19 protein-coding genes are annotated in these 15,334 nt (G+C 33.3%); 9 read left to right on the top strand and 10 right to left on the bottom strand.

The genetic code is table 11. The features are described 5' to 3' along the window. Positions 1 to 9: 9 nt before the first annotated feature. From DS031_RS02725 to DS031_RS02715, 3 genes are all read right to left on the bottom strand, one after another. The gene (locus DS031_RS02725; RefSeq protein WP_113804406.1) at positions 10 to 2,748 is read right to left on the bottom strand and encodes a response regulator; all 2,739 of its coding nucleotides are present in this window, start codon (positions 2,746 to 2,748) and stop codon (positions 10 to 12) included. Between the two features lie 264 nt (positions 2,749 to 3,012). Then, positions 3,013 to 4,392: a Glu/Leu/Phe/Val family dehydrogenase gene (locus tag DS031_RS02720; protein WP_113804405.1), complete on the bottom strand. Its 1,380-nt coding sequence runs from the start codon at positions 4,390 to 4,392 to the stop codon at positions 3,013 to 3,015. A gap of 105 nt (positions 4,393 to 4,497) precedes the next feature. Next, positions 4,498 to 4,866 (bottom strand): YflT domain-containing protein, encoded by a 369-nt coding sequence (locus DS031_RS02715; protein ID WP_425451922.1) that lies wholly within the window; start codon positions 4,864 to 4,866, stop codon positions 4,498 to 4,500. A 177-nt stretch (positions 4,867 to 5,043) separates the two neighbouring features. On the opposite strand from DS031_RS02715, the gene DS031_RS23435 reads away from it, so the two are divergent. From DS031_RS23435 to DS031_RS02710, 3 genes are all read left to right on the top strand, one after another. After that, entirely contained in the window at positions 5,044 to 5,208 is a 165-nt protein-coding gene (locus DS031_RS23435; RefSeq protein ID WP_181832981.1) for a hypothetical protein, read from the top strand. Between the two features lie 67 nt (positions 5,209 to 5,275). Beyond that, the gene (locus DS031_RS24005) at positions 5,276 to 5,461 is read left to right on the top strand and encodes a hypothetical protein (protein WP_245947167.1); all 186 of its coding nucleotides are present in this window, start codon (positions 5,276 to 5,278) and stop codon (positions 5,459 to 5,461) included. Then, positions 5,404 to 5,775: a cysteine hydrolase family protein gene (locus DS031_RS02710; RefSeq protein WP_342767224.1), complete on the top strand. Its 372-nt coding sequence runs from the start codon at positions 5,404 to 5,406 to the stop codon at positions 5,773 to 5,775. Before DS031_RS24005 ends, DS031_RS02710 begins: the two co-directional genes overlap by 58 nt. Before the next feature lie 8 nt (positions 5,776 to 5,783). Here the strand turns inward: DS031_RS02710 and DS031_RS02705 are convergent, their stop codons facing one another. Then, positions 5,784 to 6,230 carry a MarR family winged helix-turn-helix transcriptional regulator gene (locus DS031_RS02705; protein ID WP_113804403.1) on the bottom strand — a complete coding sequence of 149 codons (447 nt, stop codon included), beginning with the start codon at positions 6,228 to 6,230 and terminating at the stop codon, positions 5,784 to 5,786. Then, entirely contained in the window at positions 6,220 to 6,519 is a 300-nt protein-coding gene (locus DS031_RS02700; protein WP_113804402.1) for a transporter suffix domain-containing protein, read from the bottom strand. The genes DS031_RS02705 and DS031_RS02700 overlap by 11 nt, the downstream gene beginning before the upstream one ends. 239 nt (positions 6,520 to 6,758) lie before the next feature. Between DS031_RS02700 and DS031_RS02695 the strand changes: the two genes are divergently transcribed. Both DS031_RS02695 and DS031_RS02690 read left to right on the top strand, forming a co-directional pair. Continuing rightward, the gene (locus DS031_RS02695) at positions 6,759 to 7,748 is read left to right on the top strand and encodes a Gfo/Idh/MocA family protein (protein WP_113804401.1); all 990 of its coding nucleotides are present in this window, start codon (positions 6,759 to 6,761) and stop codon (positions 7,746 to 7,748) included. Between the two features lie 144 nt (positions 7,749 to 7,892). After that, complete coding sequence (locus tag DS031_RS02690; RefSeq protein WP_181832980.1) at positions 7,893 to 8,399, top strand: MarR family transcriptional regulator; 507 nt, start codon at positions 7,893 to 7,895, stop codon at positions 8,397 to 8,399. A 36-nt stretch (positions 8,400 to 8,435) separates the two neighbouring features. Here the strand turns inward: DS031_RS02690 and DS031_RS02685 are convergent, their stop codons facing one another. Next, positions 8,436 to 9,446 (bottom strand): LCP family protein, encoded by a 1,011-nt coding sequence (locus DS031_RS02685; protein ID WP_113804399.1) that lies wholly within the window; start codon positions 9,444 to 9,446, stop codon positions 8,436 to 8,438. Positions 9,447 to 9,726: 280 nt separating this feature from the next. On the opposite strand from DS031_RS02685, the gene DS031_RS02680 reads away from it, so the two are divergent. Further along, a complete protein-coding gene (locus DS031_RS02680; RefSeq protein ID WP_113804398.1) occupies positions 9,727 to 9,891 on the top strand; it encodes a YfhE family protein in 165 nt (54 codons plus the stop codon). Positions 9,892 to 9,931: 40 nt separating this feature from the next. Here DS031_RS02680 and lepB read toward each other — a convergent pair whose 3' ends face one another. Further along, positions 9,932 to 10,474, bottom strand: coding sequence for a signal peptidase I (lepB, locus tag DS031_RS02675; RefSeq protein WP_181832979.1), 543 nt, complete (start codon positions 10,472 to 10,474; stop codon positions 9,932 to 9,934). A 264-nt stretch (positions 10,475 to 10,738) separates the two neighbouring features. Between lepB and DS031_RS02670 the strand changes: the two genes are divergently transcribed. Both DS031_RS02670 and bluB read left to right on the top strand, forming a co-directional pair. Continuing rightward, complete coding sequence (locus DS031_RS02670; protein WP_113804396.1) at positions 10,739 to 11,347, top strand: hypothetical protein; 609 nt, start codon at positions 10,739 to 10,741, stop codon at positions 11,345 to 11,347. 177 nt (positions 11,348 to 11,524) lie between these two features. Continuing rightward, entirely contained in the window at positions 11,525 to 12,190 is a 666-nt protein-coding gene (gene bluB, locus DS031_RS02665; protein ID WP_113804395.1) for a 5,6-dimethylbenzimidazole synthase, read from the top strand. 23 nt (positions 12,191 to 12,213) lie between these two features. On the opposite strand, the gene DS031_RS02660 is transcribed toward bluB, so the two are convergent. Then, the gene (locus DS031_RS02660; RefSeq protein WP_113804394.1) at positions 12,214 to 12,597 is read right to left on the bottom strand and encodes a hotdog fold thioesterase; all 384 of its coding nucleotides are present in this window, start codon (positions 12,595 to 12,597) and stop codon (positions 12,214 to 12,216) included. Between the two features lie 373 nt (positions 12,598 to 12,970). Between DS031_RS02660 and DS031_RS02655 the strand changes: the two genes are divergently transcribed. Beyond that, complete coding sequence (locus tag DS031_RS02655; protein WP_113804393.1) at positions 12,971 to 13,528, top strand: superoxide dismutase family protein; 558 nt, start codon at positions 12,971 to 12,973, stop codon at positions 13,526 to 13,528. A 101-nt stretch (positions 13,529 to 13,629) separates the two neighbouring features. On the opposite strand, the gene DS031_RS02650 is transcribed toward DS031_RS02655, so the two are convergent. Both DS031_RS02650 and DS031_RS02645 read right to left on the bottom strand, forming a co-directional pair. Beyond that, positions 13,630 to 13,986: a hypothetical protein gene (locus DS031_RS02650; protein ID WP_113804392.1), complete on the bottom strand. Its 357-nt coding sequence runs from the start codon at positions 13,984 to 13,986 to the stop codon at positions 13,630 to 13,632. 118 nt (positions 13,987 to 14,104) lie between these two features. Further along, complete coding sequence (locus tag DS031_RS02645) at positions 14,105 to 15,301, bottom strand: DUF418 domain-containing protein (protein WP_245947166.1); 1,197 nt, start codon at positions 15,299 to 15,301, stop codon at positions 14,105 to 14,107. Positions 15,302 to 15,334: the final 33 nt, after the last annotated feature.

Below are 15,334 nucleotides of genomic sequence, written 5' to 3'. Positions count from 1 at the left end.
CTTGTCCACCTATCTATACAACCATACATGTAAAAGTGAAAATAACTGTTCTAAATTGACTGGTTTACTTATATAATCTGATGCGCCAGCTTCAATGCATTGTTCTCGATTATGCTTCATTGCTTTTGCTGTAAGGGCAATAATTGGCAAGTTGTTAAACTGTTCTAGTTGACGAATGTGCCGAATTGCTTCAAAACCATCCATTTCAGGCATCATAATATCCATAAAAACTAGGTCTGTATGAGGATTTTCTTCTAATAATTCAATTCCTTCCTGACCATTTTCAGCAAAAACAACGTCCATTTCATATTTTTCAAGTGCAGTTGTTAAGGCAAAAATATTGCGCATATCATCGTCAACAATAAGAATTTTTTTTCCTTTAAACAATGCTTTTCGCTGCATAATATCTTTATCTGCTTTATTTATTTCTTCTCCACTTTCTCTAGACTGTATCGATTCTTCCAGTTGATCAAGTCCAACTGCCGCTTCTTTTTGTGAAGAATTTAGCTCATTTACAAGCTTTTGGTGGTTATCTGGTAAATAAAGGGTAAATGTACTTCCTTGACCTTCCTCACTTTTTACCTTAATAAACCCCCCCAATAATTGAGCAAGATCCCGGCTAATTGATAATCCTAAGCCTGTTCCGCCATATTTACGGCTCGTAGTACCATCAGCTTGTTTAAATGCATCAAAAATAAGAGTTTGCTTATCTTTTGGAATACCGATGCCTGTATCAATGATCGAAAAAGCAAGCATGGAATTGTTTTTATAAGCACCGCTTGACAAATTAACATTTTTTACAATCATTACTATTTCGCCTTCATTAGTAAATTTAAAAGCATTAGAAAGTAAATTTTTTAGAATCTGCAGCAGCCGCTGCTTATCTGTATAAAAAGAGTTCGGTAAATTAGACTCAAGCTGAACTGTGAATATCACGTCTTTTTGATAAGCGATTGGTAAAAATTGATTTTCAACCTCTTCCTTAACTTGATTTACCATCACTTCTTCAGAATGAACTTCTAATTTTCCTGACTCCACCTTTGCTAAATCTAATATGTCATTAATGAGATGAAGCAAATCTTTTCCAGATGTAAAAATTGTACGCGCATAATCAAGCTGCTTTTGAGTTAAGTTCTCTTCACTATTTTCAGCAAGCATTTGTGATAAAATAAGCAAGCTATTAAGAGGAGTTCGCAATTCATGCGACATATTAGCAAGAAACTCAGATTTATATTGTGAACTTACTTCAAGCTGATGCGCTTTTTCCTCCAGCATTAAACGGATTCTTTCTAACTCGCGCTTTCTCTGCTCAGAATTCCCGTATTGTTCTTCAAGCTTTTCATTTGTTAATCGTAATTCTTCCTGCTGCATTTGCAGCTCTTCTGATTGACTTTGGAGTTCTTCTGTTAATGACTGAGATTCATGAAGTAACTTTTCAACTTTCGTATGGTTATCAATGTTGTTAATTGTAATCCCAATATTGCTTATCACTTCTTGAAGCAGCTTTTGCTGAAGAGAATTGAATAACTTGAAAGAAGCAAGTTCCATGACTGCAAGCACTTCCCCTTCAAATTCTATTGGCAAAATGATAACACTTGTCGGATAAGCTTCCCCGAGACCTGAGCCAATTCTTACATAGTGATCAGGAAGGTCAGTAAGCAGTATTGTGCGGTTTTCTGTGGCACACTGCCCAATGAGTCCTTCTCCAAATGAAAAACCATCAAATCCAACATTTTGCTGATTAAATGCATAAGAAGCTATTTTTTTTAAGTAAGGTTCTCCTTGTCTTGTTTCTTTCAAATAAAATGCTCCAAAACTTGCTTCTACCATAGGTGTGACCTTTGTCATAAGCATTTGAGCTAGATTCTGTAGATTTTCAGCTTCTGGATACATTGTTGCAATTCTAGCAACCTTTGACTTAAGCCAGCTTTGTTCTTCTGCTTTTTCTTTTAGGTCTTTTTCTCCCGCTGCATGTTCTTCAAGTTTTTGAGCCATTTCATTAAAAGCAATAGCTATTTCGCCAATTTCATCTTTTGAGTTCATATGGATACGCGGCAGCTTTGCATCATTATTATAAGTAACACTCGACATAACAGACGTTACGTTATGTAGATTTCTCGTTAAACTTCTAATTAACAGCATTGCGGCACATATCCCTAATATTAAACCAACAATAACGTAGGCATAAATAATTTGAACGGCAATATTGTGTGTTTTTCTTGTTCTGTACAGCTCATCTTTCATTTCTTGCTCTTGAAGGGTATTTAAAAGATCAGCTATTTGAAGCATACGCTGCTGGGTAAGCTTCGCATCATTCCAGAGAAGTTCTTCAAAATTAGATTCTTTCTCTACTTTTACAAATGTGATCACTTGCTCACCGATACGATTATATCTTTGATAGAGTGTGTTAAACTTCACAAGTAATTCTTGGGATTTTTCACGTTTATCCATTTTTTCTAAAAAATCAACAGATGATTTTATATTGAGATGAGACTCCTCCCATTCATTTACAATAGTCGGAAGGATATGATCAGGTGGATCAGATGCAATTTCTCTTAATTCGCGCCCCATATTATTTGTCTCATTTTGAAGAATTGCCGTCAGTTTTACTCGTTCATACATATCGTTTACAACACTATTCATGTTTACTGATAATTGATTGAGCATATACAATAAAATAAAAACTAAAAGTGCCGTAAAAGCTAATATTGACCCTAGGCCCACATAAAGCTTTGTTTTAAATTTCATACTTTCTCCATTCCTATCCATCCAAAATAAAAGCTAAAAAACTTAAAAGTATATTTAAATAATAACTCATTTATTTTTAAAAAAGAGTTGTATTTTTTGTCTGAATGTTTATAAAAAATTATATTATAAAGATACCTAAGAGGCAATGTAAGAAAATTCATATATTATGTAATCATAAAAAGCCCACTACCTCTTGTACGTGTAGTGGGCTTTTTATGCGAATGATTTATCCTCCATTAGAAAAATTTTACCAAAAAAGAATAATTAATAGAGTTTTCCTTGACGATACAATGTTGTTGATAATTTCATAACTGCATGAATATAACAATTTTGCCGAAGTGGAAATGGATCACCAAAATATTGAGGAAAAATCATATTCATTGTCGATTTCATTTTATTAAAAAGCAGCTCAAATACTTCTTGCTCACTATAAAACTGTGTTTCGCGACCTTGAAGCCATTCAAAATAGGAAACAATTACTCCTCCTGCATTTGCTAAAATATCAGGGATAATAATGACACCTTTTTCATTTAGCGATTTATCCGCTTCTCCTGTAACAGGTGCATTAGCTCCTTCCACAATAATTTTCGCTTTTACTTTTTCAACATTTTCATTATGAATGACATCTTCTAAAGCGGCTAAAATCATCACATCGACATCAAGATAAAGTACGTCATTTCGGTCCCTTATCTCTGCTTTTACATCTGCCTCTATCAACTGTTCATCGGTTACAGGTAAATCGCCATTGTTACTTGCAGTATATTCTACTAGTGCCGGCACATCAAGACCATCAGAGTTATAGAGCGTTACATTTCGATCACTTACAGCGACAATTTTATTTTGTAAATGATTACATTGATACGCTTCAAGCGCCGCAACCGATCCTACATTACCAAATCCTTGCACAGCAATTTTGAGAGGATCATCTTCAAACGCTAAAGCTGTTTTAGCAAAGATATTCCCGCTATCTGAAAGCCACTTTTTTTGTTCTTTTAAAAAGTCATAAAGCATGTATCTAAGCGTATAATATACCCCTTTTCCTGTGGCTTCTCTTCGTCCTAATGAACCTCCATTTAACACACTTTTCCCTGTAAAACTGCCTCTATATGGTTTACCTGGATGAATGCTTTTATATTCTGCCATCATCCAATCCATTTCACGATCTCCTGTTCCTACATCTGGAGCCGGAATGTCTTTATCAGGACCTAAAACATCACTAAAATACTGAACATATTTTTGACAAATTAACAAAAGTTCTTTTTCACTGAACTTTCTTGGATTAATAATTACACCGCCCTTACCACCACCAAAGGGAACTTCATGAAGCGCGTTTTTCAGTGTCATTAAGGCGGCAAGGTTTGTTACTTCTTCTTCGTTTACCATTTCATGGAAACGAATCCCCCCCTTATAAGGACCTAATGTATTGTTGTGTTGAATACGAAAAGCTGGAATACGGACTACCTCCCCATTTTCTAAAGGAACACGTAAAAATGATTTATGTACATGATTTGGGGTTGATAAGATTGCTGCTAATGATGTAAATGCTTGTTCTCTTAATTCATTTTGTAAGTTCGATAAAAATTCTTTATCTTCTAATAAAGCGTCCAAAGAACTTTGAACAATTGCTCCAGTTTGACTTGCCATTTCTATTCGCCTCCATTTTTATTTATTTTTATCATTTATCATCATTTCATACCTTCTTAATACAACATAAGAAGAGGTTTACCATCATTGGCAAACCTCTTTTTCCTACAATAATTCCGAGTTTTTGTCATAATCTTTTACAATTAATAATATTTTTCCTTCATCAAGCTTTTCTTCATATTCCTTAGCTTCCATTTGAGAAAGGCCTACTTCTTCCATCTTATTGCGTAGTTCATCACCAGTACTTTGAAACACATTTTTTAAGGAGGTTCCCAATCCTTGTTCTTTTAGACCAATCGTATTGATATCTGCTTTATCTGCAACCTGCTTTGTTCGACCTTCTTCATGGGCCAAGACATAAATGTTATCTTGACTAACTCCTTTTGTTTCTAATTGTTTTACGTCGTTGATAAGCGACATACCGCTTTCATATTCTTTTACTAATGGATTACTCATCATTCCTTCTCCTTTCATCATTGAAATGTTGTTACTTATTACGTACACGTTTTTATTAAGAACTAAACATCTTTTTAGAAAGCATGCTTCAATAAATGAAAGAAGTGACCTTCGTCTCCGTTTAATCTTTATAATAGCGGGTATCGTTTAACCAACAGATAGAACTTTTAAAACGTTTTTTAAGGAGGCATTAATATGAAAGATCATCAACATAGAAACGAAAAAAAAGAAAAGCAAAAAAAAGCAGATATGACAGTCGATTCTCTACCTCTTGAAGATATTAAAGAAGAATATAGAGAAGAAAAAGACAAACGCGGTACAAAAGATGAATCTTCTAGTGAGAAAAAGTATAAGCCTTAATATACATTAAACCTCGTTATTCTATCATACATTTACTCTACTTAAAGTTGATGAAAGGAGAACAAACATGCCAAAGCAATCAACCAAAAATTCAGATCTACACGGCAGTGCGCCTGATAGTTTTCATACTGCTCTTCTAATAATTGATGTAATTAATGATATGAAGTTTGAAAATGGAATTCAGATTTTCATGAAATTGTTAACAGCGCACTTCAAGAAGACGCATACGGCAAACCAATTGCGGAACTTTTAAAACCAGAAGATGACGATTATTTTGTAATTAAACCGAAACATTCCGGCTTTTTTTCAACCACTTTAGAAACACTTCTTTCTCATTTAAAAGTAAAACGTTTAATTTTAACCGGTATTCAAACCGATATATGTGTTCTTTTTACAGCAAATGATGCCTATATGCGTGATTATTTGCTGTATGTTCCTTCAGATTGTTCGGCTGCAGAAAATGATAAAGATCATCATTATGCTTTTAAAAAAATGAAAAACCTTCTTAAAGCCGATCTTACCCCTTCAACTGCATTCGGATTTGATTGTTTTAAAAAAGAAGATTGATTTATGAATCAATCTTCTTTTTTGTTATTTCCCTCCATTAAGTGAACGAGTTTTTCAAATGATCGAATAATATTTTCCATTTCTTTAGGAGCTAACTTGGAGTAATATTTCTCAAACATTTTTCTATTAAACAGCTCAATGTCTTTTTTATACTGTTTACCTTTTCTTCCTAATTCTACTAGAATTGTACGTTTATCTTTAACATGCTGTTTTTTTTTAATAAATCCTTCTGTTTCTAACTTTTTTAGCAATTGACTAACCGCACTTTTTGTAATACCCATCTTGTCAGCTAACATTGTTGGCGTTATGTGTGGGTTATGAATAAGCAAAATCAATAATGCTTGCTGTTGATTGGTTAATGAAAAGTCTATTAAATCCTGCTCTTCTTTTATATGCAGTACCCATAATTTCTCAAATGCTAGATTAAACTTTTGAGCAAGCTCTTCATCCCTCATTTTTTTCACCACCCTGCTGCAGAACAGCACTTTTTTGCTTTTTCCAATTGCGTGGGTTTAAATATTTTTTTATCTTCATTGCTGCTTCTTTTCCAACAATTACTGCTCCTACCCAAAACAATAGTTCAGCTAAAATAAGCGCCCCTGTTGTAAACACCCATTTTCCTTTTGTAGAAAGAGGTAAAAAAGGTGCTAACAGCGGACTAATCCAAACAATAAAGGATACAATAACTGAGCTAATACCAATTTTATAAATGGTTGATTTCTTTTTATTTAATGGCTTACTCATTTTCCCCTCTCCTCTCCATTATAAATAGTCGTTATATGATAGGTTAATTTAATTTAATTTAGTTTAGTTAACTTAACTAAATTATACACAAGAAGTAAAAAAACACAAACCGCTCCTTGTCCTAATACAATTAATTTACTTCAACAGGTCTATTTTTTGATATAATAAAAGAATCTTAAAACTAATTGATACAACATTCCCTTTCTTTTTAAAGGACATACTATAGGAGGCCTTGTTTTATGATTCGTTTCGGAATAATTGGAACAAACTGGATAACAGAACGTTTTATTAAAGCTGCAAAAGAAACCGAAGATTTTAAGTTAAACGCTGTTTACTCACGAACTGAAAAGCGTGCCAAAGAATTTGCTGATCAATATAACGCTTCTCATATTTATACAGATATCAACTTTATGGCAAAAAGCAGTGAAATTGATGCTGTCTATATTGCTAGTCCTAACTCCTTGCATTGTGAGCAGGCGATCACGATGATGAACCATGGAAAGCATGTGTTATGCGAAAAGCCGATCGCTTCCAACACATCTGAATTAAAGAAGATGATTACTGCTGCAAAAGAAAATAATGTTTTATTAATGGAAGCTTTAAAAACAACTTTTCTTCCTAACTTTACAGCGGTTAAAGATCACCTACATAAAATCGGGAAAGTTCGACGCTATTTTTCAAGCTACTGTCAATACTCTTCTCGCTATGATGCTTATAAAGTCGGCACTGTATTAAATGCATTTAATCCAACATTTTCAAATGGTTCATTAATGGACATTGGCATTTATTGCGTTTATCCGATGGTTGTATTATTTGGAAAGCCGCAGTTTATAAAGGCTACTGGTACAATGCTTGAATCAGGTATAGATGGACAAGGCAGCCTTCTTATACAATATGAAGAAATGGAAGCAGCAGTGCTATATTCTAAAATCTCAAATTCCTACCTCCCTACAGAAATTCAAGGGGAGAATGGCAGTATTCTTATTGATCAAATTAATACACCAGAAAAAGTAGAAATACGCTATAAAGATGGATCAATTGAAAATATTACAATTTTTCAAAAACAAGATTCAATGTATTATGAGGTAAAAGAATTTATCGAGCTAATTAAAAATGGTAAAGTTGAATCCCCTATTAACTCTTATGCTCATTCTTTAGAAGTGATGGAGATTCTTGATGAAGCAAGAAAACAAATGAATCTTGTCTTCCCTGCTGATCTTGTGGAATAACTTTACATTTATAAATCACTTTCCTAGTTCATTGTAACTGAAAATCACAACGATTCATTATTTTAATTTAAAAGTTTGGAACTTTATTTAATAATGAGTAATAAATACAAAAAACAACTTCTGTTTGCTTGGGAGGAATTAAATATGGAGCTATCTTATTTACATGTTATTATAAATTTAGTACGGGGACTTAATAAAGCATTAGAACACGATCTAGAAAATGCTGCAAAACATTATGGTTTAACTGCGGCAGAGCACCATATTCTTTGTATTGTTTTTGTAGAAAAAGAAGCAACAATGACTCAAATTGCAGAAAAAGGATTATGGGATGTTTCAACTGTTATGCAGGTTATAAAACGCTTAAAAGAAAAAGAGTTAGTCACTTCTTCAAAACGCCCGAATGATCGGCGTGTAACATATGTAAAATTAACAGAAAAAGGACTTAAACTTCAAAAACAATCATTTTTTCATGAATATCGCCTGTTTAATTATATAGATGAGAAGCTCGAAAATGGTTCAGAAGTAGAACAAAAAGAAGCAGAAATTGTGTTAAAAGTTTTTAGAGAACTGAATGAACATTTTCATGGACAAGACTTCGTAAATTGGATTTTTAACTCCCAAAAGAAAATTGAACTTGATAACAAAGAATAAGAAAAGGATGACTCTCATTGAGTCATCCTCTTTCATTTATTGAGCAGCTAATTCATTTGTTTTTTCTTCATTTTCTTCCTCAAACTCATCACTAAAAAATTCATTTAAAGCTTTTTGGTTTTCTTCTTTATCAAACTCCAATACAGCACCTGCGTGGGAATAATGAGCATTATAAAATGTTCCATCAATTGGTAAACGCAGTGTATTAAGTTGATCAGCGGGATTTATAATAAAATCTTTTGCAAGAGATAAAATTGTCCCTGTTTCAATATTGGTATCAATATAAGGCTGAATTGTCCCTAATAGACGCGGAATTTTTGCGATTGTCGCAGCACTTATTAACTCTTCTTTTACACGTTCTGTAACTTGCTGCTGACGGCGAACACGTCCAAAATCACTTTCCGCATCATGTCGAAAGCGAGCATATTTAAGTAATTCTTCCCCATTTAGCTTTTGGATACCAGGATATAAATCAATTTTTAAACCTGCAGCATTATCAACATAGTACATTCTTTTCTCTACATCAATCTCTATTCCGTGTGGAGCAATGGTATCCACAACTTCTGTAAAACCGTCAAAGTTTATAAGAGCATAATACTGTATATCAATATTAAAATTCTCTTTAATTGTTTGACGAATTAACTCTGGGCCACCAAAAAAGAATGAAGCATTTATTTTATTATTTGCATAACCTGGAATCGAAACATAGCTGTCCCTCATAATAGAGGCGAGTTTTAACGATCCATCTTCAGGGTTATATTGCGCCACCATAATCGTATCGGTTCTAGCCTGTTCAGTTCCATTAGAGTCAATTCCTAAAATTAAAATATTCATTTTTTCAAGCGGCAGATTATCTGCACCATTTTCCCCATTAAATTCTTCTTGGTCATGAAGAAACGGTTCATTATTTTGTGAAGCACTGTTGAATCCTTGATTATATTCATAAGCACTATAACCAACTGCTGCAAGTATTAAAAATAAAAACGGCATTAATACAAATAGTTTTTTCTTTTTTGTTTTTTTACGCTTTATTCGTGATGCGACCATTTTCTATATTCCTTCCTCTCCCTTACGATAAGAGTATAACAAACTTTTTTTAGTATGTTGATACTTTTTTATAAAAATTTTTTATACAAAGGATTAGAGCTGTGTCATTATTATTTAACGACACAGCTCTAATATCCTTTATTATAAAATTTGTAACAACTACTAATTTTGTAAAGCTTGTTTATGACAATTTATACCTAATGTTTAAAATGATTTTTCTTCGGGTAAAGATTTTATAACAATAAAAAGTGTATAAAAACTAAGAAGAAAGGTGAGAAATATGGCTAAAAAAACCCAATATCAACCAACACAAGAAAATGGTCATACTGTAACCTCGGCACAAGAAGTTGAATATGCGAAAGAATTTAAAGCAGCTGATACTGCAGGAGGGTATCGCAAAGAAAAGGTTCATAAAGCTAAAAAAGAAAATCCTAACCTTCTATAGCCTAAAAAATCCCTGTTGTTCATAGAACAACAGGGATTTTTTAATTATAAAGGCTGAGATCACCTAAAGGCCAATATTTTAAATTCACTTCACCAACAATATCTTCCATTGAAATAAATCCAATTATTCGGCTGTCCGTACTGTTTTGTCGGTTATCACCTAATACAAATACCGTATTTTCCGGGACAATTGCTTCTCCAGTTAGTTCTTCAAGTGTAAAATTGCTAGTCAATAATTGATTATGGACAGTGCTTTTTAAATCTTCTAAATATTGTTCTTCAAGCTTTTCACCGTTTACGTATAATTGATCATTTTTATATGTAATTTTATCCCCAGGTAAACCAATAATACGTTTTATATAATCACGTTGTTCATCTGCATGAAATACAACAATATCAAAGCGCTCTGGTTCTTTCAATTGGTAAACAATTTTATTAACAATTAACCGATCTCCATCATGCATTGTAGGAAGCATTGATTGACCATCAACAATATAATTCGCAAACAAAAAAATTCGAATGATGGCTGCTAAAACAATAGCAATTAAAATAGTTTTTGTCCAACTTAACATTTCACTTTTCATATAAAACAACTTCCTCCAATATTATAAATTCTTCTGTAATTTCTAGAAAATCAACTATCCACCAGTTTCCATTTTAGCATACCTTTTTATAAATATTTATATAAAAACTTATTTTATATAATTTGAATTAACGTTTAAACATCGTATGGATACTGTGCGGTTAAATTTTTAAAGGGAAATGCTATCTATTTCCTCTGACCTATAGTCAAGCAGTCCTTATTCGTTTTACAATAGACACAAGTTTTAAAAAAGGAGTGGGAAATTTTGAAACAATGGACATACCTAATGCTGCTGCTGTTAATTGTTACAATACTAACTAGCTGCGGAAGCGAACAAGAAAGCCAACCTGAACAGCCAATATTAAGTGAAACAGAAAATGAAGAAGCAGAAGAAGTTTCTCATTCAGCTGTTGATGGTGAAAAAACAACTCCAAGTTCGTTATCTCCTGTTACAGAGAAAGGAATCTATAATGGACAGATTGATTCCCATACTGTTCAAATTGAAAGTGAAAATGGAGTAAATGCCTATCAGCTGTCGGACAAAACATTGGAACAAATTGAGTCTTTGGAAGAACAAACTTCTATTTCATTTACATATAGTGAAAATGAAAACAATCAACTGATGCTGCACTCAATCGAAAAACTACAGATTTCTTCCGACGAGCCTGAAATAATTACAGAAACAGGTCTTTATATTGGACAAGTAGACCCTCATACAATTGAGATTAGCATTAATGGAGAAAGTAAAGCCTTTCAATTGAATGAGGAAGTTCAATATAATATAGAGAATGTACCTGAAAATCAAAAAGTAACTTTCCATTATTACAAAAATGGCGAGCAGCTTGTTATTACAAAAATTCAGTCCATTCCATAATTATTGGAAGAGATGCCCAAACATTGGGCATTTCTTATTGTTTATCTTTTTTCTCTTTAATTAATCCATTTTATTTCCATTTTATTGGTTTTATTCATAAAATATAAATAAAAAGGACTTATGCAGTTTCTGTCGAATAAACTAACTATTCTTACTTTTGTTAAAGGGGGATCTCGCTTGTTTAATGATGCAGAAAAAAAAGCGATTTACAAAGCGATTTATACACGAAGAGATATTCGTACATTTTTACCTGATCATGTTCCTTCAGAAAAAATTGATAAACTTTTAGATGCTGCCCATCATGGACCATCTGTAGGGTTTATGCAGCCTTGGAATTTTATTTTAGTTACTTCTAATAAAACAAAAGAACAGCTTGCTTGGGCAGCTGATAAAGAACGTCGTGCATTAGCTATTCATTATGAGGGAGAAAAAGCAACGAAGTTTTTAAGTTTAAAAGTAGAAGGAATCAAGCAAGCACCGCTTACTATTTGTGTCACGTGTGATCCTACTAGAGGAGGTTCTCACGTGCTTGGACGAAATTCAATTCCTGAAACAGATATTTTGTCTACAGCATGTGCCATTGAAAATATGTGGCTTGCAGCTTGTGCAGAGGGACTCGCACTTGGCTGGGTAAGCTTTTATAAGAAAAATGATGTACGAGATATACTAAACATTCCTCCTCATATTGATCCTGTTGCCCTGCTTTCAATTGGTTATACGGAAGACTATCCAGAACAACCAATTTTAGAAAAAGCAAATTGGGAAAAACGCCGTAATCTTGATCAATTAGTGTTTAAAGAAAAATGGGATGAACATTTATATAAAAAGAATCAAACAAGTTAACTTGTTTGATTCTTTTTATATTTCTAACGTTTTTTTCCAACAGCAACCGTACAGCGGGAAATACAAATTAATTGTTCGCTTTCATCTACAATTTTTATTTCCCATACCATTGTTGTTTTTCCTTTATGAAACGGTACAGCAATGGCTGTAACCACTCCGTCTTTTTTGGCTTTTACATGATTTGCATTGATTTCTAATCCGGCAGCAAAATGTGTATTTAAGTCAATATTTAAGGCAGTTCCTATACTTGCAGCAGTTTCTGCTAATGCAACTGAAGCACCGCCATGAAGCATTCCATAAGGCTGTCTTGTTTTCGGTCCTACCGGCATCGCCATGACAACACGATCTGGTGTTAATTCAACTTCTTTTATTTCTAATGCTTCAATGAGTGTATTTTTCATATCCATTTTTTCACCTCTTATTTATTATCAATTTTAAATACGGTAAATGAAATTTCGATTACCTTTTAATAAAACAAAACCTTGCCTGACGCTTCAGACAAGGTTTTGTTTGAAAACTAGTTCGTTAGAGACTGATACATGAAATATCCTAATAACCCAATACATACTAAAAATCCAACGATACCTTCCATTTTTTATCCTCCTTTTATGTAACGAAACAAATTTAGTATTTGCGAAATTTTACCCATAAATTATTTTATCTTATTAAGATAGTATTCGTCCAGCAAACATCAACATTTATCTTTTATGTTAAGAATGCTAAAAAATTGGCAAAGATAGTGCTGTAGCTGTCTTTTACTTTATTGAAGGAGGAAAAAAAATGAAACCCTTTCTTTTCATCATGATCCTATTATTAAGTATGCTTTCAGCGTGCAGTGAAACAAAAAATCATGAGACAGAAGAAGTCATTGAAGCAAGTTCAATCCCCTATGCGGTTTCCGTTACTTTAAACGATAAAAACAATCATAAAATAGGAACAGCGACCTTAACGGAAAAGCCCGATGGTGTTCAAATCTCTATCAATGCAGATGGTTTATCTTTCGGAAAACATGGATTTCATATCCATGAATTTGGCAAATGTGAACCACCTAACTTTACCTCTGCTGGCGGTCATATGAACCCTGAAGGAAAAGAACATGGCACCCTTAATCCAAAAGGATCACATGCAGGTGATTTACCTAATCTAATTGTGAATAAAGATGGCTCTGTGAAACAAGATATCTTTATTCAAAATGTGACATTAAAAGCTGGTAAACATTCGCTAATAAAATCAGAAGGAGCATCTCTTATTATTCATTCGAATGAGGATGATTTAAAAAGCAGCCCATCCGGTAATGCCGGTGAACGTATTGCTTGCGGAATTATTAGTAAAAAGTAACAGGTGATAGGATGAAATGAAACGAGAAAATTTATTTTCTCGTTTCATTTCATCCTATCACCTGTTTGCAGTCAACATCAACAAAGCTCTCTAACATAGCGTTATAATAAAAATAATTGAACAATGGATGTAGCCGTACCGAGAAAAGTAAGTCCTGTTCCTATAGCTGTGATTAAAATCCACAGCTTGGCTCCCTGCAATTCACTTTGTACATGTTCTTTTGTCGCTAAATCGCTTTGCTGAATAACTTCTTTTGCAATCAGTGCGATTCGTTCTTCTCTCGGCATTTTTTCTTTCATTTCATCGAGCATTTCATCTAGTTCTTCTAACTTCTTTGAACGTTCTTCAATAACCGCTATGGCTGTTCTAAATTCTGGGAGCTCTTTATTTAAAACTTGATCTTTAAAGTACTCATACTCTTTTTTTAATTTTTTTAACGAATCTTCCTGAGTTGTCACCTACATACACCCTTCCGTTTTCCGACATCTTATTACAATATATGAACCAAGCATTAATTGGTTGAACTTTTTAAACAAATTAGTCAAAAGGCGGAAAGAAGTGATGCAGTCATCCTTACTAATCAACACCTTTCTTTAACAATTCTGTTTTTTTTCCGTATGTTGCTATTTTCCATATCCATTCTATCGGTCCAAACCGATATCTTTTCAGCCACATCTTACTAATGATTACTTGAAAACTAAAAATAACAACAACCATAATAGTTCCTGTAAATGCTCCTGTTTTCCCATATAAACCAAGTCCATAACTGTAAAAAAGAAGGGTTCCTATCACTGATTGGAATAAATAATGACTTAACGATAATCTACCTACCAAAGAAAATGGGATCATAATTGGTTTTAACACTTTATGCAGAGAAGCTAATGCCATCATGCAAATATAAAAAATAGCAACAAAAGGTCCTCCCAATGCATCTTGTAAGTATAAGAGTCCAGCATTATCGCTAAAAAGAGGAATTATTTTAAATGCAAAGCCAGCAATAAACGATAAAAAGGCTCCTGTCATAAAAGCCCGTTTATGTAATTCAACGTGAGACAGCCATTTCTTTTTAGCCGTATAGGCACCTAATAAAAACATCGGAAAAAGTGATAAGAAAATAAACACTATATTTTCATTTCCATTTACATATGTCCAATCTATAAAACGTTGTCTTGTAATGTCTAAATACGTCCCACTACTGTACACATGAAGAGACCTCTTTATCATTTCCTGATTCTCTACTAGTGTGCTCCATTCAGTAGGAGAAAGAATGCTTGCCATAAACAGCATCCCGCCTATTAATAAGGAAGGGATAAGTAAAAGAGCAGACGTCCATATTAACAAAGTTCTTGACTTGGCTTTATGAAATAATAATAATATAAAGCCAAATAAGGCGTAAGTTATTAAAATATCACCATGCCAAATAAAAAAAGCATGAATAACTCCAAAAATTAGCAGAGAAAGCAACCGTTTCATAAACAATCGAACAAAAGAAAAGCCGCGCTTAACAGCTCGTTCTTTAAAAATAATCATTCCAAATCCAAATAAGAAAGAGAACAGCGTATAAAAGCTTGATTGGGCGAAAATATCAATGAATATATAGGCATAGTAATCAGGAGATGATTTCCACCAACTTTGAGGATTTAAATATAAAAACGGCGAATGAAAAGCAAGCATATTTACGAAGAAAATCCCTAAAATAGCAAAGCCTCGCATGCTATCAATACTTTGAATTCGCTCGTTTAATGATATAGGTGCAATTGTTTGTTTTTCCAACTTACTTTCCACCCTTTTTAATAAAGAGGCTGA

It is taken from the genome of Bacillus taeanensis (genome assembly GCF_003318295.1).
In the GTDB taxonomy this organism is placed as follows: domain Bacteria; phylum Bacillota; class Bacilli; order Bacillales; family UBA6769; genus Maribacillus; species Maribacillus taeanensis.
This window is presented reverse-complemented; position numbering and strand designations above follow the sequence as displayed.

Excerpts from the sequence above, each read along its gene's own strand:
- DS031_RS02725 (WP_113804406.1), bottom strand. The coding sequence starts at position 2,748 with ATGAAATTTAAAACAAAGCTTTATGTGGGCCTAGGGTCAATATTAGCT.
- DS031_RS02720 (WP_113804405.1), bottom strand. The coding sequence starts at position 4,392 with ATGGCAAGTCAAACTGGAGCAATTGTTCAAAGTTCTTTGGACGCTTTA.
- DS031_RS02715 (WP_425451922.1), bottom strand. The coding sequence starts at position 4,866 with ATGAAAGGAGAAGGAATGATGAGTAATCCATTAGTAAAAGAATATGAA.
- DS031_RS23435 (WP_181832981.1), top strand. The coding sequence starts at position 5,044 with ATGAAAGATCATCAACATAGAAACGAAAAAAAAGAAAAGCAAAAAAAA.
- DS031_RS24005 (WP_245947167.1), top strand. The coding sequence starts at position 5,276 with ATGCCAAAGCAATCAACCAAAAATTCAGATCTACACGGCAGTGCGCCT.
- DS031_RS02705 (WP_113804403.1), bottom strand. The coding sequence starts at position 6,230 with ATGAGGGATGAAGAGCTTGCTCAAAAGTTTAATCTAGCATTTGAGAAA.
- DS031_RS02700 (WP_113804402.1), bottom strand. The coding sequence starts at position 6,519 with ATGAGTAAGCCATTAAATAAAAAGAAATCAACCATTTATAAAATTGGT.
- DS031_RS02695 (WP_113804401.1), top strand. The coding sequence starts at position 6,759 with ATGATTCGTTTCGGAATAATTGGAACAAACTGGATAACAGAACGTTTT.
- DS031_RS02690 (WP_181832980.1), top strand. The coding sequence starts at position 7,893 with ATGGAGCTATCTTATTTACATGTTATTATAAATTTAGTACGGGGACTT.
- DS031_RS02685 (WP_113804399.1), bottom strand. The coding sequence starts at position 9,446 with ATGGTCGCATCACGAATAAAGCGTAAAAAAACAAAAAAGAAAAAACTA.
- DS031_RS02680 (WP_113804398.1), top strand. The coding sequence starts at position 9,727 with ATGGCTAAAAAAACCCAATATCAACCAACACAAGAAAATGGTCATACT.
- lepB (WP_181832979.1), bottom strand. The coding sequence starts at position 10,474 with ATGAAAAGTGAAATGTTAAGTTGGACAAAAACTATTTTAATTGCTATT.
- DS031_RS02660 (WP_113804394.1), bottom strand. The coding sequence starts at position 12,597 with ATGGATATGAAAAATACACTCATTGAAGCATTAGAAATAAAAGAAGTT.
- DS031_RS02655 (WP_113804393.1), top strand. The coding sequence starts at position 12,971 with ATGAAACCCTTTCTTTTCATCATGATCCTATTATTAAGTATGCTTTCA.